At 68.9% G+C, this 22,642-nt stretch carries 24 protein-coding genes and 1 tRNA gene; 20 read left to right on the top strand and 5 right to left on the bottom strand.

The genetic code is table 11. The annotated features are described in order from the left end of the window. Positions 1–46 precede the first annotated feature (46 nt). The 10 genes from ACTHMF_RS12465 (at position 47) to ACTHMF_RS12420 (ending at position 8,631) form a co-directional block, all read left to right on the top strand. Positions 47–1,642 (top strand): alpha-amylase family glycosyl hydrolase, encoded by a 1,596-nt coding sequence (locus tag ACTHMF_RS12465; protein ID WP_440317955.1) that lies wholly within the window; start codon positions 47–49, stop codon positions 1,640–1,642. Between the two features lie 126 nt (positions 1,643–1,768). Next, on the top strand, positions 1,769–2,470 hold the full coding sequence (locus tag ACTHMF_RS12460; protein WP_440317954.1) for a helix-turn-helix transcriptional regulator: 702 nt from the start codon (positions 1,769–1,771) through the stop codon (positions 2,468–2,470). Between the two features lie 102 nt (positions 2,471–2,572). Then, on the top strand, positions 2,573–2,944 hold the full coding sequence (locus ACTHMF_RS12455) for a VOC family protein (protein ID WP_314145991.1): 372 nt from the start codon (positions 2,573–2,575) through the stop codon (positions 2,942–2,944). Between the two features lie 247 nt (positions 2,945–3,191). Further along, on the top strand, positions 3,192–3,617 hold the full coding sequence (locus tag ACTHMF_RS12450; protein WP_440317952.1) for a hypothetical protein: 426 nt from the start codon (positions 3,192–3,194) through the stop codon (positions 3,615–3,617). A gap of 294 nt (positions 3,618–3,911) precedes the next feature. Next, entirely contained in the window at positions 3,912–4,370 is a 459-nt protein-coding gene (locus tag ACTHMF_RS12445; protein ID WP_440317950.1) for a hypothetical protein, read from the top strand. Positions 4,371–4,712: 342 nt separating this feature from the next. Continuing rightward, the gene (locus tag ACTHMF_RS12440) at positions 4,713–5,189 is read left to right on the top strand and encodes a hypothetical protein (protein WP_440317948.1); all 477 of its coding nucleotides are present in this window, start codon (positions 4,713–4,715) and stop codon (positions 5,187–5,189) included. Positions 5,190–5,418: 229 nt separating this feature from the next. Next, the gene (locus ACTHMF_RS12435) at positions 5,419–5,781 is read left to right on the top strand and encodes a hypothetical protein (protein ID WP_440317946.1); all 363 of its coding nucleotides are present in this window, start codon (positions 5,419–5,421) and stop codon (positions 5,779–5,781) included. Between the two features lie 259 nt (positions 5,782–6,040). Next, positions 6,041–6,547 (top strand): hypothetical protein, encoded by a 507-nt coding sequence (locus ACTHMF_RS12430; RefSeq protein ID WP_440317944.1) that lies wholly within the window; start codon positions 6,041–6,043, stop codon positions 6,545–6,547. A 561-nt stretch (positions 6,548–7,108) separates the two neighbouring features. After that, complete coding sequence (locus ACTHMF_RS12425; protein ID WP_440317942.1) at positions 7,109–7,423, top strand: hypothetical protein; 315 nt, start codon at positions 7,109–7,111, stop codon at positions 7,421–7,423. Between the two features lie 47 nt (positions 7,424–7,470). Next, a complete protein-coding gene (locus ACTHMF_RS12420; RefSeq protein ID WP_440317940.1) occupies positions 7,471–8,631 on the top strand; it encodes a MalY/PatB family protein in 1,161 nt (386 codons plus the stop codon). Here the strand turns inward: ACTHMF_RS12420 and ACTHMF_RS12415 are convergent. The 3 genes from ACTHMF_RS12415 to ACTHMF_RS12405 form a co-directional block, all read right to left on the bottom strand. Further along, entirely contained in the window at positions 8,618–9,652 is a 1,035-nt protein-coding gene (locus tag ACTHMF_RS12415; RefSeq protein WP_440317938.1) for a YeiH family protein, read from the bottom strand. The genes ACTHMF_RS12420 and ACTHMF_RS12415 overlap by 14 nt on opposite strands. Before the next feature lie 170 nt (positions 9,653–9,822). Continuing rightward, positions 9,823–10,494: an NADPH-dependent F420 reductase gene (locus tag ACTHMF_RS12410; RefSeq protein ID WP_440317936.1), complete on the bottom strand. Its 672-nt coding sequence runs from the start codon at positions 10,492–10,494 to the stop codon at positions 9,823–9,825. Positions 10,495–10,499: 5 nt separating this feature from the next. Continuing rightward, a complete protein-coding gene (locus ACTHMF_RS12405) occupies positions 10,500–11,315 on the bottom strand; it encodes a DeoR/GlpR family DNA-binding transcription regulator (RefSeq protein WP_314145998.1) in 816 nt (271 codons plus the stop codon). A gap of 111 nt (positions 11,316–11,426) precedes the next feature. Here ACTHMF_RS12405 and melA point away from each other — a divergent pair, with 111 nt between their 5' ends. The 7 genes from melA to ACTHMF_RS12370 all read left to right on the top strand — a co-directional run bounded on the left by melA (position 11,427) and on the right by ACTHMF_RS12370 (position 18,818). Further along, positions 11,427–12,752, top strand: coding sequence for an alpha-galactosidase (melA, locus tag ACTHMF_RS12400; protein ID WP_440317935.1), 1,326 nt, complete (start codon positions 11,427–11,429; stop codon positions 12,750–12,752). After that, the gene (locus ACTHMF_RS12395) at positions 12,749–13,624 is read left to right on the top strand and encodes a class II fructose-bisphosphate aldolase (RefSeq protein ID WP_440317933.1); all 876 of its coding nucleotides are present in this window, start codon (positions 12,749–12,751) and stop codon (positions 13,622–13,624) included. Before melA ends, ACTHMF_RS12395 begins: the two co-directional genes overlap by 4 nt. Positions 13,625–13,755: 131 nt before the next feature. Further along, positions 13,756–14,637 (top strand): SIS domain-containing protein, encoded by an 882-nt coding sequence (locus ACTHMF_RS12390; RefSeq protein WP_440317931.1) that lies wholly within the window; start codon positions 13,756–13,758, stop codon positions 14,635–14,637. Positions 14,638–14,686: 49 nt separating this feature from the next. After that, positions 14,687–16,006 (top strand): ABC transporter substrate-binding protein, encoded by a 1,320-nt coding sequence (locus ACTHMF_RS12385; RefSeq protein ID WP_440317929.1) that lies wholly within the window; start codon positions 14,687–14,689, stop codon positions 16,004–16,006. Positions 16,007–16,015: 9 nt separating this feature from the next. Further along, the gene (locus ACTHMF_RS12380) at positions 16,016–16,969 is read left to right on the top strand and encodes a carbohydrate ABC transporter permease (protein ID WP_314146004.1); all 954 of its coding nucleotides are present in this window, start codon (positions 16,016–16,018) and stop codon (positions 16,967–16,969) included. Further along, a complete protein-coding gene (locus tag ACTHMF_RS12375) occupies positions 16,969–17,856 on the top strand; it encodes a carbohydrate ABC transporter permease (protein WP_440317927.1) in 888 nt (295 codons plus the stop codon). The genes ACTHMF_RS12380 and ACTHMF_RS12375 overlap by 1 nt, the downstream gene beginning before the upstream one ends. After that, on the top strand, positions 17,853–18,818 hold the full coding sequence (locus ACTHMF_RS12370; RefSeq protein ID WP_440317925.1) for a carbohydrate kinase family protein: 966 nt from the start codon (positions 17,853–17,855) through the stop codon (positions 18,816–18,818). Before ACTHMF_RS12375 ends, ACTHMF_RS12370 begins: the two co-directional genes overlap by 4 nt. A 101-nt stretch (positions 18,819–18,919) precedes the next feature. Here ACTHMF_RS12370 and mraY read toward each other — a convergent pair whose 3' ends face one another. Further along, positions 18,920–20,020, bottom strand: coding sequence for a phospho-N-acetylmuramoyl-pentapeptide-transferase (mraY, locus tag ACTHMF_RS12365; protein ID WP_440317924.1), 1,101 nt, complete (start codon positions 20,018–20,020; stop codon positions 18,920–18,922). A 107-nt stretch (positions 20,021–20,127) separates the two neighbouring features. On the opposite strand from mraY, the gene ACTHMF_RS12360 reads away from it, so the two are divergent. Continuing rightward, on the top strand, positions 20,128–20,766 hold the full coding sequence (locus ACTHMF_RS12360) for a DUF2510 domain-containing protein (protein WP_440317922.1): 639 nt from the start codon (positions 20,128–20,130) through the stop codon (positions 20,764–20,766). A gap of 79 nt (positions 20,767–20,845) precedes the next feature. Next, positions 20,846–20,937 (top strand) — tRNA-Ser (locus ACTHMF_RS12355). A gap of 169 nt (positions 20,938–21,106) precedes the next feature. Here the strand turns inward: ACTHMF_RS12355 and ACTHMF_RS12350 are convergent. Next, positions 21,107–21,589: a hypothetical protein gene (locus ACTHMF_RS12350; RefSeq protein WP_440317920.1), complete on the bottom strand. Its 483-nt coding sequence runs from the start codon at positions 21,587–21,589 to the stop codon at positions 21,107–21,109. 286 nt (positions 21,590–21,875) lie between these two features. Between ACTHMF_RS12350 and ACTHMF_RS12345 the strand changes: the two genes are divergently transcribed. Next, complete coding sequence (locus ACTHMF_RS12345) at positions 21,876–22,295, top strand: hypothetical protein (RefSeq protein WP_440317918.1); 420 nt, start codon at positions 21,876–21,878, stop codon at positions 22,293–22,295. The last annotated feature ends 347 nt before the right edge of the window (positions 22,296–22,642 follow it).

Raw genomic sequence — 22,642 nt, 5'->3', positions numbered from 1 at the left:
CGCGCCCGTCCCTTCCGGATGCGTGGCGGAGGCGTACTAGTGGGACGTGACCCACACTCAGCAGAACCGCACGGGACGCCGGACCGGATGGGCGGGAGGCGCGGGCGAACTCGTCTACGGGCTCGACCTGTCGCGCTTCGCCGACGGCGACGGCGACGGCTTCGGCGACTTCGCCGGCGCGATGGCGCACCTCGACCATGTGGCATCCCTCGGCGTCACCTGGATCTGGCTGCTGCCGTTCTACCCGAGCGCGCGCAGGGACAACGGCTACGACGTCGACGACCACCTCGCGGTGGACGAGCGCTTCGGCGACCTGGACGGCCTGCGCGCGCTGATCGCCCGCGCACACGAACGGGGGATGCGCGTCGCGATCGACGCCGTGCTCCACCACACCTCCGACCGGCACGCGTGGTTCCGCGCCGCCCGCGAGGCGCCGGACTCGGCGGCCGGCCGGTTCTTCGTGTGGAGCGACGACGACTCCACCGAGAAGGGCGACCACCCGATGTTCCCCGGCGAGGAGGACTCGGTCTGGGCGTTCGACGAGCGCGCGGGGAAGTACTACCACCACCAGTTCTACGCGTTCCAGCCGGACCTCAACGCCACCGACCCGGACGTGTTCGAGCAGATCGTGGAGGTGCTGAGCTTCTGGATCGGCGTCGGCGTCGATGGCTTCCGGGTGGACGCGGCGCTGCTGATCGTGCAGGGCAAGGGCCGTCCCGACACCGACGTGGACGACGGCTCGTTCTTCGACGCGCTGCGGGCGCGGCTGCGCGAGGTGCGCGAGGACGTGCTGCTGATCGCCGAGGCGGACGAGTCGCCGGAGCTGATGGCGTCGCTGGTGGAGCGCGACCGCTTCGACGCCGTGATCGACTTCAGCCTCAACAACGCGCTCATCCTCTCGCTGGCGCGCGAGGACTCCGCACCGCTGCTCGACGCGCTGCGCCGGCTGGATGAGAACATCCCGCCGGAGGCCCGCCTGAACTTCGTGCACAATGCCGACGAGCTGGACCTGGAGCAGCTGAGCGACGAGGAGCGCCAGGAGGCGTTCGCGGAGTTCGCGCCGGATCCCTCGATGCTGATCTACGGCCGGGGGATGCGCCGCAACTGGGCGCCGATGCTGCAGCCGGCCGACCGGGTGCGGATGACGATGAGCCTGCTGCACGCGCTCCCCGGCGTCCCGCTGCTGATGGCAGGCCAGGAGATCGGCGTCGGCGACGACATGAGCGTCGAGGGCAGGGGAGCGGCCCGCACCACGATGCAGTGGGACGACACCGCCTGGGGTGGTTTCACGACCGCCGCGTCGTCTCCGCTCACGCTGGGCGCGCAGGTGGACGGCCCGTTCGGCTTCCGCTCGGTGAACGTGGCGGCGCAGGACACCGACCCCGACTCGCTGCTGTCGCTCACCCGCTCCATCGCCCGCGTGCGCCGCGAGGCCGGCGCCGACGCCGACGGCTGGACCGCGCTCGACACCGGCGACCGCGCCGTGCTGGCGCTGAGGCGCGACGGCCTGCTGACGCTGCACAACCTGTCCGCGCACCCGGCCCCGGTCGCGCTCGCGGCCGGCCACGACGTCCACCTCGCCGAGCGCTGGGACGGCCGCACCCTCGGTCCCTACGGCTTCGCCTGGCTCCGCTCGGCGTGAGAGCGGTGTCACGGCCCCCTCGGCCCCGCCCTCGAATGGCAGGTTGATGTCACTATTCGCGTCCGAAAGTGACAACAATGCGCCACTCAACGTCCGGGCCGGCGGGGTGCGCGGGAGGATGGGGGCGTGAACAGGACGGAGCGGCTGTACGCGCTGGTGGAGGAGCTGCGCGCGGTCTCGCCCCGGCCGCGCAGCGCGCGCTGGCTGGCGGAGCGCTTCGAGGTGTCGGTGCGGACCGTCGAGCGTGACCTGTCCGCGCTGCAGGCGTCGGGCGTCCCGATCTGGGCGGAGCCCGGCCGCACCGGCGGCTACGCGATCGACGCTGCGGCGACGCTCGGCCCGATAGGGTTCACCCCGGACGAGGCGCTCGCCGTGCTGATCGGCCTCGGCACGCTCCGGCGCGGACCGTTCCGGCAGTCCGCGGGAACAGCGCTGCGCAAGCTGCTCGCGGTGATGCCCGACGAGGATGCGCGCCGCGCGACCGCCCTGGCGTCCCGCGTCCACCTGCTCGAACCGGACGCCGACGACCCCGTCCCTCCCGCGTTCGCGGCCTCCCTGCGAGCGGACCGCGTCGTCCGGCTGGTGTACCGCGACGGCTCCGGCGCCGTCAGCGAGCGCGAGGTGGAGCCGCTCGGGACCATCGGCAAGGACGGCGCCTGGTACCTGATCGCGTGGTGCCGGCTGCGCCACGGCGTCCGCGCGTTCCGCGGCGACCGGATGCTCGCGGCGGAGCTGACCGACGAGCGCCCGGCGCCGAGGGCGCTGCGCCGCGAGGACCTGGACATCCCGTTCGGGACGCTGCGCTCGGTGGTCGACGACGTGATCTGAGACCTTCGGGAAACGAGGTCTTTCGCGAAACACCGACAGCACGGTGTCGCCGCCGGGGACCAAGCTGGTCGCATCGATCCGATTCCCGACCAGGAGGTCCCCGTGCCGTTCGCATCCATCCGCATCATCACCGACGACGTCGACAGGCTCGTCGCGTTCTACGAGCGCGTCACCGGCCGGACGGCCGCCCGCCCGGCCCCGGTCTTCGCGCAGTTCGGCGGCACGGGGCCCGTCCTCGCGATCGCGAGCCCCGCCACCGTCGCCATGCTCGACGGCGCGGTCGTCCCCGCCGCGAACCGCTCGATCCTCGTCGAGTTCGAGGTCGCCGACGTCGACGCCGAGTTCGAGCGCCTCGCCCCGGACCCCGCGGACGTCGTCCTGCCGCCGAGCACGATGCCCTGGGGCAACCGCTCCGCGCTGCTCCGCGACCCCGACGGCAACGTCGTGAACCTGTTCAGCCGGCCGGTGGGGTGAGGGGCGCTACGCCAATCGGAGCGAGGGCGGTTTGTGTACGTACTCTCAGCATCTTGAACTTTCGTGCAGGATTCGCTGAGCGATAGCTTTCGGATGACGCCCGTTGGGCGACGCTCTCGGGGGAGTTCATGGTTTCGCGTTCGACGCTGGTTCTCGCTGCGGGTGTGATTGATCGAGTAAGAGCGGCGCGTTGAGCCGGGGAAGGCGCAGTGCATCAGGACATAACATGGACATTCATGGTCCAAGGATGACAGCGCGTATTGTCCGCAGCCGGCGTTTCAAGATCGGCTGGGCGGCCGTGGTGGTGGGGGTTCTCCTTCTCGGACTCGGTGCGGCGTACTACATCCGATCGAACCTTCCTGTCGAGCTGACGCGCGCTGATGTCGTGGGCACCTGGGTGGAGGATGGGGGGCCGGGCGTTGCCGTTTTCCACGAGGACGGAACTGCAGTGTTTGACAGGATTCCTGGCGGGTACCCGGCACCAACCGGCCACGGAACGTGGCACATTTTCGAATTCGATGTTCCGAAGGTCACCGTGAAGGTGGGTAGTCGCGGATTCGTTTTCACGTCGGCATGGAGCAACTTCCGAACGGTGCTCGTCACCTACACCGACGATCCCGACCAACCCTGGAGCAAGCACGTGTTCACCCGAAAAGCCGGCCCCGCGAAGTAGGGCCCTCATAACCGGCCGAATTGCTTCACTGGAGGATCCGCCTCACAAGTGACGCATTCGATTGTCGCGGCCGGCCCGGAAACACGTACAACTTCAACCGAACCAGCGCTGGTCATCTCTCTCAGGTCGGTCCGGGCACCCGGGAAATGGAGGCGGCCGAGATTGCTTGTCCTATAGGCAAGGAAACGACGCGGTTGTCACAAGGGGAAGCGGCACATTCGCAACGATCATAAAGGGGCGGCCCTCGTTTCCATGGCTCCAGAAGGCGGTCGGGTGGTGAGTATTTCGGCAACGATGGAGAGCCTCGTGGGTCGAGCGCTCATCGGTATTCGCAGGATGCGCTACATCGTGCACCAAGAGGTCTACAGCGACAGAGGACCCCTTGAGCTGACATTCGAAGGTGCGCTCCCGCTGGTTTTCGATACAGCTGGCAACGGTCAAGATCTACGCGTCGAAAGGGGAGCTTGGCGCGATCCTTTTGCTGAACCACTTTCTCAAGAGAATCGTGATTGGGTGGCAAAGGCCGGAAAGTGGCAGGCATTCGACGTTTCGGCGGAATGGCCGTTCAGCGCGCTGATCGGCCGCCCCTTGAGCGCTGTAAGAGCCATAGCCGGCCCGTCGGCCGCGCCTGAGATAGGCGGTTTGGTACTCACAATCGGGGTAGATCTACTGATTGAGGTCGGAGCAGACGAGCTCGAGGTCGAGGTTCTCACCGACAGCCCCGCTCGGGGTCCGGAGTCGTCCTCGAATTAGATCGGTGAAGGTCCACGATCACCTCTGGAATGCGGGTACAACGCCCAACACGATGCCTACTTGTCCAAGCTCATTCGCGACGCACAGGCGTATCTCGATTCGGACGAGGCGGGACCCGACCTTCGAATGAATTCCGCGCTAGGCAGCTACCAGATGGAAGCCCCTGGTCGGAATCGACTCAGACATGCACGGCGCGACGGTTATCTTCCGCGGCTCGAATCATTCGACGGCGGCAGCAGCATTTGGGATCATTCCGTGAACTGAGTCATTCTTGAACAACGTGATCCTCGCGCGACACTTTGGAATGGGGGCGACGGTAGCGCTTTCGCAAATCTACGAGACATGGACGTCCGCGGAGACACTCAAGTGGTAGAGCAACCCGTCAGCCCCGGCGCGACGCGCCTCAGCATCGCGCTTGGCATCCTCGCGGTTCTTTGTCTCGCTGGGTGTACCCCGGGCCTGAGATCGGCAGACGTTCCCGGCGACTGGATCCACCAGGGTACAGATGCGCAGGGTGCACAGCTGAGGCTTGAAGCCGACGGGCACGCCTCCGGGAGTGGATTGCCACCCTACGTGCTGTTTGCCGGCCCCAACGAACTCGATCCAAAGCGCAGATACAGCTTCGAGGGGATGTGGAAGCTTCGGGGAAACCACGTCGAATTGGACCTGACGCAGGTCACGGTTGACGGCGTCACGAAAGGATCCGCCTCGAGCCAGCTGTTGTACACCACCGGAACTGGTGACTCCTTGGCCCTCCACGTTCCGCTTGGCGACCCGGACGACAGCCCGAGTTTCACGTTCGTTCGAGAGCACCGCTAAGCCGAAGCTGCACGGGAAGTCGCGCCCGCCTTCGATGCCTGCAGTGTCCTGGCACCGGAGAATCGTCTCACACGAGCGGAGACCGCCCGTGTGCTCCGGACACTCACCGGTCAGGCACTTCTCGAGGTTCATATCGGCGCGTTGGCATCCGCCAACGCTCCAGTACCGACACGATCGACATCACGATGGACGGCAAAGACTACAAGATCCATCTGCCGAAGGGATCGAAATGATCAAGAGAACGTTCACCGAAGAGTTCCTCATCGAGGGCCTACGCGACTATTTGAGTATGTCGTGGGCAGCGTCTGTCGTTACGCCCGAAGATGACTCCACACTCTTCGAGGACAACAGAGCCGCGGCGGTCGGCATGGTCACTCTGCTCTTGCTCGAGGGCAAGATCGAGGCGATCGAACGGGTGAATGGTGGGTGGAAGCGAAGGGAGGAGGATCCGGGACAGATCGCCATCGAGATGGCACGGCGATGGCTGGAGGAATGGCCCAATGAGAACCCGACGCCCGGAGCGCTGGGCTGGTTGCGGAACACTCCCCTCGGTGATGATACGGCGCGCGCGAGTGAGGCAAGGGGAGAATGACGCTCTCCGTGTTAGGCCCTGCTGGCGACACAACCCTGAGTGCAGCTGAACCACACCACGGCGCTGATCCACGACCTGTCGCACCAATGTCTCTCGGTGTTCGGAGCCGCTCTGCTCGCGTGGCTCGTCGCCTGGGCGCCGCTCGCCAACGAGCAGTGACGGTGGCCCCTGGCGGAATCGGAGGACACGATCGGAAGGGCAAGATCATTACGGCCTTCCCGAAGACGGTTTCTTTGTATTCGGAGGATGACGACAATTGGTGACGACAATGAGCCTTGAGGAGCGGGTCGCGTTCCTGGAGAGCGTGATCTGGTCGAAGTTTGAGGCGATGGACGACATCGTGGTGGAGGTGGATCCGTCAGCGGGAACGATTCTTCTGCGGGAACAGCCGGGTGGGCTCTCTGATCCGAATCATCTGATGGTGGTGGATTTCTCGATCAAGCGTGCTGCGGTCGAGTGGGATGACCTCGTGAGGGAGGGTCGCGAGATCCCGCGTGATATGTGGAAGAGCGTGGACAGGAACGACGAGCGCGCTGTTGTCGTGGCGTTGCTTGTCGAGCGGCTAGATGGTGCTGCGAGAGAGACGGGTTCGCCGTGTACGCATCTTGTGTACGGGTTGAGTGACTTCAATATTGTGGTCGAGCCGGGCTCACGGGTGTATCCAAGATGGCAGGACAAGTGGGGCGACGAGGTCCCGTGGATGTCTTTGGAGCGGTTCACCTCGGAGGAGTTCTGGTTCCGTGATCCTCCGCCCAAGACGCTCTGAATCCCTTTCGCACATCTCTGAGATATGGACGTTCGCGGAGACGATCCGGTGGTAGAGAACCGCGTCAGTCGCGGCGCAAAGCGCCTCAGCATCGGGTACCCCGGCCTGAGATCGGCAGACGTTCCCCGAGACTGGTCACCACGGTAAGGATGCGCAGGGCGCACAGATGGGGCTTGAAGCCGCTGGCACGCCTCCGGAAGTGGATTGCCACCGTCCATGCTGTTTGCCGGCCCCAACGGGGACCCGGACGACAGACCGAGTTTCACGTTCGTTCGAAAGCACCGCTCAGTCGTAGCCGGACGGGAACTCGACCCCGCCTTCGATGCCGGAAGTGTCCTGGCGCCGGAGAATCCGTCTCACACGAGCGGAGATCTTATCGGCGCGTTGGCATCCGCCAACACTCCAGTACCGACACGATCGACAACACGATGAACGGCGACGACGACATGATCCACCTGCCGAGAGGATCGAATGACACTCTCTCCGTGTGAAGCTGGTCAACGACCGCATGGCGCGATCGGCACGCCGACGGGGTTGCGCGACCAACCCCAGCCAGTCCCGATGAACGACACGCTCGTCTTCGGCGGTCCCTTCATGATCACGGCCGCCATCGCGTGCCCGCTCGTCGGTGCCATCCTGCTCGTCGCCTTCCGCCGGCCGATTGCGCGGTGGCTCGCGGGGATCGTTCCCCAGAAGAACGCGCGGAAGGTCCGCGCTGCGGTCCTCGTCGCGGCCCTCGCGGTCGCCGCGTTCGTGGCGGGCTGGATACTCGCCGTCCTCGTGCCCGGCGCCCCGCTGCCCCTGTGCCTCTCTGTGCTAGGAGCCGCTCTGCTCGCGTGGCTCGTCGCCTGGGCGCTGCTCGCCAACCAGCAGTGACGGTGGCCCCTGCCAGAATCGGAACACGACGATCGGGAGGGACCCACATGGTGGTGCGCGCGGATGAGATGGCGGTGCTGCGGCGCCGGACCAGCGAGAAGTGGCGGACGTATCCCGAGGACGTGCTGCCGATGTTCGTGGCCGAGATGGACTTCCCGCTCGCGCCGGCCATCCGCTCCGCCCTGCACCAGGCTGTCGACGACGGGGACACCGGCTACATCAGCGGCACCGACACCGGGCTGCGCACCGCATTCGCCGCGTTCGCGGAGGCGCGCTGGGGGTGGTCGCCGTCGCCGGAGCGGATGGGCGTCACGACGGACGTCAGCGTCGTCATCGTGGAGTCGCTGCGCCGGCTGACCGCGCCCGGAGACGGGGTCGTCATCACCCCTCCCGTCTACCCGCCGTTCTTCGACCTCATCCCCGAGGCGGGCGCGCGCGTCGTGGAGGTGCCGCTGCTGGACGACGGCGAGCGGTACGCGCTCGACCTGGACGGAATCGACGCGGCGCTCGCGGCCGGCGCCCGCGGGGTGCTGCTGTGCAACCCGCACAACCCGCTGGGGCTCGTGCACTCCCGGGAGACACTCGAGGCGCTTTCGGAGATCGTGGAGCGGCACGGCGGATTCGTCGTCAGCGACGAGATCCACGCGCCGCTGACCCACAGCGGCACCGCGTTCACCCCTTACCTGTCCGTGTCCGATGCCGCGCGCGCGCACGGCATCGCGGCCGAGTCCGGGTCGAAGGCGTTCAACCTGGCCGGGCTCAAGTCCGCGATGTTCGTGGCGGAGGGCGAGCGGATGACCGAGCTGATCCGGTCGCTTCCGGAGGAGGTCACCTTCCGCACCGGCCTGTTCGGGCTGATCGCCGCGCGGGAGGGCTTCGCCGCCGGGCTCGACTGGCTGGACGACGTGGTCGCCGCGGTGGAGCAGAACTTCGCCGTCCTGCGGCGCGAGCTGGAAGCGCACCTGCCGGAGGCGCGCCTGCGACCAGCGGACGCGAGCTATCTCGCGTGGCTCGACCTGTCCGCGCTCGGCTGGGGCGACGATCCCGCCGCCGAGCTGGTGGACGCGGCGAAGGTGGCGCTCGCCAACGGCCCCGCGTTCGGGACGCAGGGCCGCGGCTTCGCGCGGATGAACCTGGCGTGCGCTCCCGAGACCGTGGTGGAGGGCGTCGCACGGATCGCCCGGGCGACGGAGCTCAGGCGCCGCTGACGGCGATCACCGCCAGGCTGGTCGCGGTCACGAGCGTGGACAGCGCGGCGCCGAGCAGCAGCGGCCGCCAGCCCGCGCGGCGGATCGCGCCGATGTCGGTGGACAGGCCGATGCCGGCGAGCGCGACGGACACCAGGAACACGCTCGCGGTCACGAGCCCGTCGTGCAGCGCGGGCGGGATCGGTACGAACGTGTTCGCGACGGCGACCATCAGGAAGCCCACCAGGAACCACGGCACCAGGCCGACGATCCGGCGCACGGTGAGCGGTGCTCCGGAGGCCCGCCTGCGGTGCTCGACGACGGCGAGGGTCACGCTGATCGGGATGATCATGAGCGTCCGCACCAGCTTGACCACCACCGCGTAGCCGAGCGCCGACGTCGCGAACAGGCTCGCCGCGGCCACCACCGAGCTGGTGTCGTTGACCGCCGTCCCTGCGAACAGGCCGAAGGTGTGCGGGTCCATCCCGAGCGCGTGGCCGAGGAACGGGAAGACGAGCACGGCGATCCCGTTGAACAGGAAGATCGTGGAGACCGCGTACGCGATCTCGGCGCTGGTCGCGCCGATGACCGGCGACACGGCGGCGATCGCGGACGCGCCGCAGATGCCGGTGCCCACCCCGATCAGAGTGCGCTCGCGCGCGGGGATGCGCAAGGCGCGCCCGAGCAGCCACGCGGCGAGCAGGCACACCGCCAGCGACGACAGCATCACCGGCAGCGAGCCGAGCCCGACCACGAGGATGCTCGACAGCGACAGCTGAACGCCCAGCAGCATCACCGCGAGCTGCAGCAGGAACTTCCCCGAGTACGCGACGCCCGGCGCCGCGCGTCCGCCGGGGCGCCGGATCACCGCGACGACCACCCCGATGACGAGGGCGGGGAGGGCGCTGCCGAGCGCGGGGACCAGCCGGGAGACGCCGGTCGCGACGAGCGCGATCGCGACCGTGAGCGCGACGCCCGGCGCGACCTCCACTCCGCGGCGGGTCAGACGGGTCGGCAGCGTGCGCAGGGGGAGTGCATCCATTCCATCGAGCCTGGTCGAGCGTCTCGCGGTGCGGTAGGCGCCGCGCGTTGTGCCGTCACAACCTGCGGTTGTGGGTGCCTGTCGCGTTCATTTCGCGCAAATGGCGGTTACGACGCGCTCGTGACCGACAATTGCCGCAAATGTTCGGCGGCGGGAGGCGCAGCCGCGGGTCAGGCGGGGGAGACGCGCAGGGCCACGGCGTCGGCGAAGCCGCGAGCGGTGAGCGCCACCTCGAAGCCGGCGACGGCCTCCAGGTGGCGCGACATGCGGAGCGCGCCCGCGTCCACCGGGTCGGTTCCGATCGCGCGGGAGAGGTCGATGACGAGGGACTTCGCCGCGTCGTCATCGGAGGCGACGAACGTCTGCGGCGCGGGGCCGCCCTCGGGCGCGGGAAGCGCGAGCAGTTCGGCGTAGACGGTGTTGAACGCCTTGACGACGCGCGCTCCCGGCGCGGCCTCGGCGATGCGCTCGGCGAGTGACGGACCTCCGGCGAGCCTGCTCTCCCAGTGCGGAGGATCGAGCGGGTTGCCGAGGTCGATCAGCACGGTGCCGGCGAGCACATCGCGCAGGCACGCCACGGTCTCGATGGCGACCGGGTCGTGGACTGCCACCACCACGACCTCGCAGCCCGCCGCGTCCCGGTGGTCGCCGCCGACGATCCGGCCCGCGGCATCCGCACGGGACGCGAAGGCGGCCGCGTCCGCCATCGTCCCCATCTCCGCGGCGACCGCCCGCGACCGCTCCGCGTCCCGGCTCCCGACCACCACCGCGTGCCCCGCCACTGCCAGCCGCGCGCCGAGGGCCCGCGTCATCGGTCCGCTGCCGAGGAAGCCGACGCGCATCCCGGTCACTCCTCGTCGGCGAGGACGATCTGGATGCCCGCCTCGCGCAGCTTCTCCAGCTCGGTCGGGTCGGCGCTGGAGTCGGTGATCAGCATCTCCACCTGGCCCACCTCCGCCATCTGCGCCAGGGCGACGTTCCCGATCTTCGAGCCGTCGGCGACGACGACCGTGCGCTGCGCCTTCGCGACCATCGCGCGGTTGGTGCGGGCCTCTGTCTCGTCGTGCGTCGTCACACCGGCGGTCGCGCTGATGCCGTCCGCGCCGAGGATGGCCGTCCCCACGTTGACTGCGTTGAACGTGCTCTCCGCGAGCGCGCCCACCAGCTCCAGCGACTGCGGCCGCAAGAAGCCGCCCGTCATCGCCACCCGCACGCCCGCGTACCCGGAGAGCAGGTTGGCGATGGTGAGCGAGTTCGTCACCACGGTGATGTCGCGGTGGTTCGCGAGCGCGCGGGCGACGCTCGCGGTCGTCGTCCCGCCGCTGAGCGCGACCACGTACCGCTCGGACGGGAGGCGCCGCACCATCGCCCGCGCGATCAGGCGCTTCGCCTCCTGGAACCGGGTGTCCCGCAGCGCGACCGGGATCTCGCTGCCGCGCTCCAGCGCGGACGCTCCGCCGTGCGTGCGCACGATGAGGTTCTGGTCGGCCAGGTCGGAGAGGTCGCGGCGCGCGGTCGCCGCCGAGATGCCGAGCTCGTCGGAGATGTCCGCCAGCGCAACGGTGCCGCGCTCGGAGACGAGGTCGAGGATCGCGACCAGACGCTCCGCGCGCCGGCCGGTGGTGACGCGGGCGATCAGTGATTCGGTGGTCGGAGAGAGCACGGGGGCTCCTTTCGCTGGTCGGACCGCGAAGTGATCAATCGATGTGATCACTTTAGCCGCGATTCGCTCATTCTGTTGCGCGGAGTTGACACAGTACCGCAGGATCGCACCATGCCACAGATCGTTTTCTTGGGCGCGGGAAGCGTCGTCTTCACCCGCCAGCTGCTCGCCGACCTGTTCCGCTTCGACGACCTGCCCCCGCTGCGCATCGTCCTCCACGACATCGACGCCGAGCGGCTCGCCGTCGCGGAGGGCACCGCCCGCCAGGTCGCGGCACGGTTCGGCAGGGAGGCCGACATCGCCGCGACGCTCGACCGCCGCGAGGCGCTCACCGGCGCGGACTTCGTGATCAACATGATCCAGGTGGGCGGCATCGACGCCACCCGCGTGGACCTCGAGGTCCCCGCGGCCGCGGGCCTGCTGCAGACCATCGGCGACACCACCGGCGTCGGCGGCGTCTTCCGCGGCCTGCGCACCTTCCCCGTCCTCAGCGGGATCGCCGCCGACAGGACCGAGCTGGGCCCGGACGCCTGGTTCCGCAACTACACGACCCCGATGGCGATGAACGTGTGGTGGCTGTCCGGCGTCGCCCCGAGCATCAAGACCGTCGGCCTCTGCCACAGCGTCTACTGGACGGTGCACGACCTGTGCGAGCTGATCGGCGTCCCGATGGAGGGCACCCACTACCGCGCCGCCGGCGTGAACCACCAGGCGTGGCTGGTCGAGTGGTCGCGCGACGGCCAGGACCTCTACCCGCTGCTGCGCGAGGCGATCGAGAAGGACCCCGAGCTGCTGCGCCGCGTGCGCGTCGAGATCTTCCGCCGCATCGGCTTCTACCCGACCGAGACCAGCGAGCACTCCTCGGAGTACCTCGACTGGTTCCTGCGCTCGCCGGAGCAGATCGAGCGGTTCCGGCTGAACCCGCTCGAGTACATCGGCATCTCGGAGGAGAACGTCGCCGAATTCGAGCACGCCAAGGCCGCACTCGCCGCCGGCGACGAACTGGAGCTGGAGGAGGGTGCCGCCGAGTACGCGCCGCAGGTCATCCACTCCATCCTCACCGGCACCGAGCGCATCATCCACGCGAACGTCGTCAACCGCGGGCTCATCGACAACCTGCCGCAGGGCGCGGTCGTGGAGGTGCCGAGCCGGGTGGATGCGGACGGCGTCCACCCGCTGCCGTTCGGCTCCATCCCGGTGCAGGGCGCGGCGCTCAACCGCACCTACCTCTCGGTCGCCGAGCTCGCCATCGAGGCCGCCCGCACCGGCGACCCCGAGCTCGTGCGGCGAGCGGTCCTCACCGACCCGAACGCCTCCTCGTCGCTCACCCCGGAGCAGATCTGGGCGCTCTGCGACGAGCTGACCACCCGCCACGCGGCCCTGCTGCCCGTGGCGCTCGGCGGCACGCTGGAGACGGCGCCGGAGTACGCGAAGTGACGCTGCGTCCCACCGCCGAGCTCGTCGGCGCGGCCCGCGCGGCCGGCACCGCGCTCGGCGCCTTCAACGTGCTCTCGCTCGACCACGCGGAGGCGGTCGCCGCCGGCGCTTCCGCCGCGGGTGCGCCCGCCCTGCTGCAGCTCAGCCAGAACGCCATCGCGTTCCGCGGCGGCCCCGAGCCGCTGCTCGCCGCCTGCCGGGAGATCGCGGCCGCGTCGCCGACGCCGCTCGGCATCCACCTCGACCACATCGAGGACAGGGAGCTGGTGGACCGCGTGCTCGCCCGGGCGGCGGAGCTGGGCGTCGGCTCGATCATGTTCGACGCGTCGACGCTCGACTACGAGGCCAACGTCGCCGCCACCCGCGAGGTGGCCGAGCGCGCGCACGAGGCCGGCGTCTGGGTGGAGGCGGAGCTCGGGGAGATCGGCGGCAAGGACGGCGCGCACGCGCCCGGCGTCCGCACCGACCCCGGCGAGGCCGCCGCGTTCGTCGCGGCGACGGGCGTGGATGCGCTCGCCGTCGCGGTGGGCAGCTCGCACGCGATGCTCGACCGCTCGGCGCGCCTGGACATCCCGCTCATCGAGCGGCTGGCGGAGGCCGTGCCGGTGCCGCTGGTGCTGCACGGCTCCTCGGGGGTGCCGGACGACGAGATCGCGCGCGCGGTGGCGGCGGGGATCCGCAAGGTGAACGTCGGCACTGCGCTGAACATCGCGTGGACGGGCGCGCTGCGCGAGCAGCTCGCCGCACAGCCGGAGGCGGTCGACCCCCGGAAGTACACCCGGGCGCCGCGCGCGGCGATCGGGGACCTGGTGGCGGCGTTCTGCGACGTCGTCGCGCCCGCGGCCACGCCCGCAACCGCATCGATCCGGTAGCAAACACGCAAACAATCAACCCGGCTGAGCGATATGCGCATTTCGATTGTCAATCGCTCAACGCCCACCAAGGATAGAGCCAGCGCACGGCGGAAGCGCCGCAACGCTCAGAGACCCACAGGAGCACCTTCGTGACACTGACCTCCCGCGAGATCGCCAGCCAGCCCGAGATCTGGCGCACCGCCCTCGAGACCCGCGCCGAGCAGGCCGACGCGCTGCTCGCCCTCCCCGGCTCGCGCGTCCTCGTGCTCGGCTGCGGAACCTCCGCGTTCCTCGCCGAGTCGTACGCCGCCCTCCGCGAGCGCGCCGGCCTCGGGATGACCGACGCCGCGTACGCGTCCGAGCCGTGGACGTGGCGCGACTACGACGCCGTCGTGCTGCTCAGCCGCTCCGGCACCACCACCGAGGTGATCGACGTGCTCGACATCATCCCGGAGGGCGTCCGCACGATCGCCGTCACCGGCGTCGCCGACTCCCCGCTCGCGGAGCGCTCCGACGACGTGCTGCTGCTCGACTTCGCCGACGAGAAGTCCGTGGTGCAGACCCGCTTCCCGACCACCTTCCTGCTGCTGGCCAGGCACGCGCTCGGCGAGGACGTCTCCGGGCTCCCCGCCGAGGCCGAGGCGCGGCTGACCGCTCCGCTCGGCATCGACACCGCGGCGCTCTCGCACTTCGTCTACCTCGGCAGCGGCTGGACCTACGGGCTCGCGCAGGAGGCGGCGCTCAAGATCCGCGAGGCGGCCCAGGCCTGGTCCGAGTCCTACCCGGCGCTCGACTACCGGCACGGCCCGCTCGCCGTGGCCGACGAGCGGTCGATCGTGTGGATCCTCGGCCCGGCCGAGCCCAGCCTGGTCGCGGACATCGAGCGCACCGGCGCCCTGGTCCGCACCTCGACGGGCGACCCGCTCGTGGAGCTCGCCGACGCCCAGCGCCTCGCTGTCGCCATCGCCGAGCAGCGCGGACTCGACCCCGACAACCCCCGCCACCTGACCCGGTCGATCGTGCTCGGCTGACCGGGACCTCCCCACACCCCACACCGGTACCCGAGAAGAGGAAACGACGATGAAGTCCCCATTCCGAAAGCGGATGCTCCGCACCACCGGCGCCGTCGCGGCCGCGGCCGTCCTGGCCGCGCTCGCCGGCTGCAGCGGCTCGCAGGGCGCGACCACGCTGGACCCGAAGGCGAAGGTCACCATCCAGGTGTGGTCCGGCCAGGCCGACGCGGCCGAGAAGATCATCGAGTCGCTCGGCAAGGAGTTCGAGAAGCTCCACCCGAACGTGACCGTCGACCTCTCGCCGGGCGCGTCGTCCACCGACCAGCTGCTGCAGAAGCTGTCCGCCGGTTTCGCCGGGGACCAGTACCCGGACGTGTCGTACGCGTTCGGGTCCTGGGCGGGCCAGCTGGAGTCCTCCGGCCGCACCCTGGACATCACCGACCAGGTGAAGAAGCCCGACGTGAAGTGGGACGAGTTCACCGAGGCCGCGCGCGGCACCGCGCAGCCGAGCGGCAAGAAGACGATCGGCTTCCCGGCCGTCGTCGACAACATCGGGCTGCTGTACAACAAGACGCTGTTCGACAAGGCCGGGCTCAGCTACCCGACCGCCGACTGGACGTGGGACGACTTCCGTTCGGCCGCCAAGAAGCTCACCGACCCGGCCAACCACATCTACGGCTACGGCTACTCGGTCTCCGGCAGCGAGGAGACCACCTGGCAGTTCTGGCCGCACCTGTGGCAGAACGGCGGCAGCATCCTCAACAAGGACGCGACCAAGGCCGAGTTCGCCTCCCAGGCCGGTGTCGACGCCCTGACCTTCCTGCGCTCGATGGCGGTGGACGACAAGAGCGTCTACCTTGACCAGACCGACACGAAGTTCGGCCAGCTGTTCACCAGCAACCGCATCGGGATGATCACCTCCGGCCCGTGGCAGCTGTCCGACCTGAAGACGGGCGGCACCGACTACGGCGTTGTGCCGCTTCCCGGAACGGACGGCGACCACCAGACCGCGTCCGGCCCCGACATCTGGGCACTGTTCGACCACAAGGACGCCAACCGCGCCTACTGGGCCACCCAGTTCGCCCAGTGGCTCACCTCGGCGGAGCAGGACGAACGGTTCAACGTCGCGCTCGGCAACCTGCCGCTGCGCAGCTCGGAGGCCGACTCGGAGGCGGTGAAGAAGGAGGCGTCCGAGTACCCCGGCTACGAGGTGTTCGTCGCCAACTCCGCCAACGTGAAGAACACGCGGCCCACCACGACCGGCTACGCCGGCCTCTCGGTGGCGATCGGCAAGGCGATCTCGTCGGTCCTGCAGGGCGACGGCGAGCCGAAGGCGGCGCTGGAGAAGGCGGCCACCGCGGCGGACACGGCCCTCACGAAGAAGTAGCGGCCGCCGATGGCAGACAACATCGCACCGACGCTCGGCCGGCCGGGCGCGTCCACGGACGCGTCCCGGTCGCGCCGGGCGCGCCGCCGCCAGGGGCTGCTCTCCTCGCTCACCGGATGGGGGTTCGTCGCCCCGGCGACCATCATCATCCTCGGCCTTTCGATCTTCCCCGCGCTCTGGGCGTTCGTCCTCTCCTTCCAGAGCTGGGACGGGTTCAGCGAGGCCACCTGGGTCGGCGGCGATAACTACGCCAACCTGATGACGGACGCCGACTTCGGCAACGCCGTGCTGAACACCATCGGCTTCACGCTGCTGTTCGTGCCGGCCTCCGTGCTGCTCGGGCTGTTCCTCGCGGTCGCGCTGAACCGCCGGATCCGCTGGATGGGCTTCTACCGCACCGCGATCTTCGTCCCGTTCGTGGCCTCCGCCGCCTCCACGGGCATCCTGTCCACGTATCTGTTCAGCCCGCAGTTCGGCCTGGTGAACAACGTCCTGCGCGTGCTGCACCTGCCGCAGCAGGGCTGGCTCGACGACCCCAAGCAGGCGATGCTCGTGATCGCCATCATGTCGCTGTGGGGGTCGGCGGCGTTCACCACGGTGATCTACCTGGCGGCGCTGCAGGACGTCCCTGCCGACCTGATCGAGGCGGCCCGCATCGACGGCGCCAACCGGTGGCAGACGTTCTGGCGGATCGTCTGGCCGCAGCTCGCGCCGGTGACCGTGTTCGTCGGCATCTGGCAGACGATCCAGGCCATCCAGCTGTTCGACCTCGTCTACACGACGACGCGCGGCGGGCCTCTGGATGCGACCAAGACGATCGTCTACTTCCTCTACGACAAGGCGTTCCACGCCCTGGAGTTCGGCTACGGGTCGGCCGCCGCCTACGTGCTGTTCGCGGTCACCCTGCTCATCACGATCGGCGTCGTCGTCTTCCAGCGGCGCCGGGGCTCGGAGGCGTTCTGATGGCCACGGTTCTCGACGAGGTCTCCCAGGCCTCCACCCAGGTCGCGCGCGAGACCGCGAGCAGGCCGGGAAAGCGCAGCAGGATGAGCGGCTGGCATTTCGTGCTGTTCCCGATCGCCATCCTGTTCCTGGTGCCGTTCCTGCAGATGGCGCTCGCGTCGTTCTCGCCGGCCAAGGAGCTGGTGGCGTTCCCGCCGCCGTTCATCCCGTCGCACTTCACTCTCGACGGCTACATCAAGCTCTTCGGGCAGACCGACATCCTGCTCTGGCTCGGCAACACGGTCATCGTCTCGGCGACCGCGATCGTCTCGAACCTCGTGCTGTGCTCGCTCGCCGGCTACGGGTTCGCCCGGCTGCGGTTCCGGGGGCGCAATTTCGGCTTCCTGATGATCCTCGCGACCATCATGATCCCGACGCAGCTGCTGATGATCCCCACGTACATCCTGTTCGCCAGGCTCGGCCTGCTGAACGGCCTGGGCGCCGCGATCGTGCCGTGGCTGGCGACCGCGTTCGGCATCTTCCTGATGCGGCAGTTCTTCCTGTCCCTGCCCGCCGAGCTGGAGGAGGCCGGCGCGATCGACGGCTGCAACCGCTGGCAGATCTTCTTCCGCATCGTGCTGCCGCTCGCGCGCCCGGCGCTGGCGACGCTCGCGATCTTCACGCTGCTCGGCGCGTGGAACGACCTGGTCTGGCCGCTCATCGCGATCAACAACCAGTCCGCGTTCACGCTGCAGCTGGGCATCGCAAACTTCCAGGGCGCGCACCAGACCGACTGGAGCCTGATCATGGCGGGCAACGTGATCGCCACGCTGCCGCTGATCCTGTTCTTCCTGTTCGCGCAGCGCCAGTTCATCGCGACCATGACGTTCTCCGGACTGAAGGGATGACCGGCATCGACGCCTTCGACAACCGTGTTGATGTGCTGGTGGTGGGGGACGCGAACCCCGACCTGCTGCTGACCGGGGACACGGTGCCGCGGTTCGGCCAGGCCGAGCAGCTGCTCGACGCGGCGGACCTGCTGCTCGGCGGCAGCGCGGCGATCGTCGCGTGCGGCCTCGCCCGGCTCGGGATGCGCACCGCGCTCGCCGCCGTGGTCGGCGACGACCAGTTCGGCGTGTTCGTGCGCGGCAGGCTGGCCGACGGGGGAGTGCTGGACCGCGAGGTGCGGACCAGCCGGACGCTGCCGACCGGCATTTCCGTGGTGCTGTCCGAGCCGTCGGACCGCGCCATCCTGACCCTGCCCGGCACCATCCCGACCCTGACGGCGGGCGCGGTGCGCGGCGCCGTCGACCGGCTGCGTCCCCGGCACGTGCACGTCGCCTCCTACTTCCTGCAGCCGGGCCTGGCCGCCGACCTGCCCGTGCTGCTCGCCGAGCTCGCGGCCGAGGGGATCACCCTCAGCCTGGACACGAACTGGGACCCCGCCGAGCGCTGGACCGGCCTGACCGACGTCCTCTCGCGCATCGACGTCTTCCTGCCGAACCGCGAGGAGGCCCTGGCCATCGGCTCCGCCGTGATCGGCCGCCGCACGAACGACCTGGACGAGGCGTCCTGCGCGCTGTCCGCCCTGGGCTGCCGGGTCGTGGTGAAGGCGGGAGCGGAGGGCGGCATCGTCTACGAGGACGGTGCGCGCGTCGCCGCTGCCCCGGGTCTGGTCGTGGACGTGGTGGACACCACCGGCGCGGGCGACAGCTTCGACGCCGGCTACCTGGCGGCGACGCTGCGCGGCGTCGAGAGCGAGGAGGAGCGCCTCCGCTGGGCGGCTGTCGCCGGCTCCCTCTCCGTTCGCGGCCGCGGCGGCACCGGCGCCCAGGCCACCCTGGAGGAGCTGGCCGGCGTCCTCGCCTGACCCGCGCCCCGCGCTGCCGCGAGCGGTCGCGAGCGGTCGCGACACGCCGCTACACGCGCGCGGAAACGGCGAGTCGTGACCGCTCGACCGTGAACGGCTGCCTACCCCAGCCCGAAGAAGAAGATGCCGAGGCCGACCGCCGCGCAGATCCCGGCGACGATCCAGAACCGCACGACGATCGTCACCTCCCGCCAGTTCAGCAGCTCGAAGGTGTGGTGGATGGGCGTCATCAGGAACAGCCGCCGGCCGCGCGTCGCCTTGAAGAACGCGCGCTGCAGGATGACCGACCCGGCCTCGATCACGAAGAGGCCGCCGATGAGGATGAGCAGCAGCTCGGTGTGGGTCTCGATCGCGAGGGCGCAGAGCGCGCCGCCGAGGCCGAGGGAGCCGGTGTCGCCCATGATGATCTTCGCCGGGTTGGTGTTCCACCAGAGGAAGCCGACGAGCGCCCCGCAGATCGACGCGGCCACGATCGCGAGGGAGAGCGGGTCGGCCGTCGTGTAGCAGCGGCTGAGCCCCTCCAGCTGCGACCCTACCGAGCAGGCCTGGCTGAACTGCCAGAACCCGATGAACACGTACGCGCCGATCGAGATCACCGAGGCGCCGGTGGCGAGGCCGTCCAGCCCGTCGGCGAGGTTCACCCCGTTCGTCGAGGCGGCCGCGAGCAGGTTGACCCAGAGGATGTAGAGGACGATCCCGACCAGTGGGACGCTCGTCGCGATGCGGGCGAGGTCGAGCGCTGGGACGTCGCGGATCGTCGAGATCGCCGTGGACGCCGCGGTCTCCCCGTCCGCGTTCGGGATGGTGATGGCGAGGATCGCGTAGAGCGTCCCGACGATCAGCTGCCCGGCGACCTTCGACCAGCCGCCGAGCCCGAGGCTGCGCTGGTTGCGCACCTTCAGGTAGTCGTCCACGAAACCGACCGCGCCCATCCCGATCAGCATGAGCAGCACGAGCAGGGAGGACGGCGTGATCCCCTCGCCGCCGTTCAGGATGCCCGCCGTGAAGAAGCCGAACAGAGTGGCGAGGATGATGACGATGCCGCCCATCGTCGGGGTGCCACGCTTGACGTGGTGCGACTGCGGACCGTCGTCCCGGATGAACTGGCCGAGCTCCAGCCTCCTGAACAGTCGGATGAACGCCGGCGTCAGCGCCAGCGAGAAGATCAGCGCGAGCCCGCCGGCGGTCAGAAGTGTCCCCACTCCAGCTATCGTGGCAGGCCGCGCGTCCCTCGCCGAATCCGGGCCCCGCGGGTCGGCGGAGCGTAGATTCGTCGGGTGCGGCCCCGGCCGCACAGAGTGGAGGACTCATGGCAGCCGCGCCCGGTTGGTACCCGGACCCGTACGGAGGTGCCGGCCTGCGCTGGTGGGACGGAGTGCAGTGGACGCAGCACGTCGCCGGGCCCGTGACGGCTGCCGCCGCCTACGCTCCCGCCGCCGGCCCGGCCGCCCGCCGTCCGCTCCCCGAGGGGACGCCGGTCTACACGCCCTGGATCTGGCTGGTGACGCTGCTTCCGCTGGTGAACGCGGTCATCCTGTTCACCTACCGCCCGTTCGACGGCTACACGCGGATGTTCGCGGACCCCCAGCATCCCGTCGTCCCGGACCCGGTTTCCCTGCTCGGGGGCCCGCTGTTCCTGGTGGGGACGGCCGTGAGCTGGATCGCACTGGCGCTGACGGTGGTCTTCGCCTGGCTCGACTACCGCGAGCTGACCCGCCGCGGCGTCGAGCGCCCGTTCCACTGGGCCTGGTCGTTCCTGGCGTCGATCGTCTATGCGATCGGCCGCTCGGTGGTCGTCCGGAAGGTCGCGGGCGGCCGCGGCGCCGCCCCGATCGCGGCCTCGATCGTCGTGCTGGCGCTGACCATCGTCGCCTCGCTCGCGATGATCCTGATCATCTTCGGCACCCTCATGCAGAGCATCCCCGCCGTGAGCGGCGTCGGCACCTGACGGCTCCGGACGCGCATGGACGAACCGCCCGATTCGTTACGTTATGATGGCTCTCGTGCGTCCGTTCGCGGCCGCGCAAGGAGACGTCGCATAGTCAGGCCTAGTGCACCACCCTGCTAAGGTGGAGTCCCCGATAGGGGACCGAGGGTTCAAATCCCTCCGTCTCCGCCAGTCGATCTCCCGGGACATACGTCGGTCGTGCGCGTCGGAGATCAACTGGCGACTGCCGGTGCGGAAACACTCAGGTCACTGTTGACCAAGCCGCCTGCCGGCGGCGCAGTACCCACCTCGTGAAAGCGCACAAATTCAACTGCCGCCGCTAGCGACGTCGGCACCTCAGCTAACGCGCGCCGATCGGACCGATTCCCGGGTAAGCGCGAACACCGAAAATCGAGGTTCTCAACTCATCTCGCATTTGAACGAGCTCGCCGTAGCCTCCTTCTCGGGTGTCATCGCGGCGGATCGTGAAGGCAGAATTCGGCAGATGCGAGAACTGGGCGTCGACCGCCTGCTTTAGGAGGTGCTCGTAGAAGGCGACGATGAGTTGGGAGCGTTGGCGTGTGTTCTCATCACTCGGGAAGCACACGACGTCGGCCAGCTGATGTTCTAGCTCAGCCAGCCGAACACGTATCTTGAGTCCATCGCGAGCGTCCGACTGACGCGGGCCGGACGCCTCTTTCCAGCGGGCGAGTAAAGCATCAGCCTGCGCAGCTGCGTCCAGCAATTCATCCAGCAGCTGAAGCAGCTCTTGAGGATCTGGGGTCGCCGAGACAAGCTCTTCTCGGGACCTCGCCTCCACAAGCTCACGCAGACGTCGCGCCATGTTCTTGCTCCCTCGCACAGATCTGGTGATCGGACAATAGCGCTCGGTTGGTATTCAGACCAGGGCCAATCGGGGACTGAGTACACACGTCCTGACTTGAGCTAGTAATTGTTGACACCCAGTTCGGCTTCTCCATACGTCGCCCTCATTGGCACAAAGCCGAACGGAACAGGGCAGAGCGGCGACCGAGCATGCTCGAACGCATAGACTCCTTCGTGGCAGGTGCTCCGAACGGACAACGCCTGGTCGCAACGATGCATTGAGCCTCATTGGGGGACACAAAGAAGTGAGCATCTCCGAGACGCACGCGTCGCAGGCATCTCCACGCCACATCTGGTATTTCGTTCTGTTGGGCGTTGATGTAGCGACCGCCATAATTTTGTTCGGTACGCTGCCGCGCCAGTTCGCGGGTCTTGCCTTGGTCGGGGGAGCGCTGCTCGTGGTTCTGATCGACCTGATCGCTCGTCGATCTTCAGAGTCGCCCTTGAGGCCTCCGTTGAGCCGAGCAGCCGTCACGTACCTGATCGTGCTCGGTGTCTGTCTTCTCTTAGCAATTGGCCTTGTCTGGGGTGTTGTTTGGCCCAGCAATGCGGACTGGTTGCTCTGGGTTCTTGCCGTGGCACTCTTCCTGCTCACGGCAGGCGGGGCCTTCGTGAGGAGCGGGCGCGCGCCGCGCAAGTCGGCCACATCTGTGGCAGCTCGCTGAGGCGAGGCGCCCGCGTAGTGGTCGCCTAGAAGGAAACGCAGGAGGCCACGATCCCGGCGGCCGTCCCCGACCTCGGAGCGTTCGGCTGGGCCCTGGCCGGCGTCGCTCTCGTCGCAGGAGTCGTGGTGGGAAGTCGCGCAGCCACGCGGTTCAGGGCGCGCTGGGCTCGGACAGCCGTGATCGCGATCGCCTTCGCGGGAGCCGGTGTTGCGCTCGTCAGCGGGATCGTTCAGCTCGCTGAGAGCCGGGCGGCTCTGCACTGCTGGAGCGCGGCGCCTGGTCCCGTGCGTCCTTCCACAGCGAGAACAGCTCAGCCGACACCTCCGGCGCGGCCACCAGGACGCCGC

The sequence above is a fragment of the Leifsonia sp. genome (assembly GCF_051955155.1).
Taxonomy (GTDB): domain Bacteria; phylum Actinomycetota; class Actinomycetes; order Actinomycetales; family Microbacteriaceae; genus Leifsonia.
This window is presented reverse-complemented; position numbering and strand designations above follow the sequence as displayed.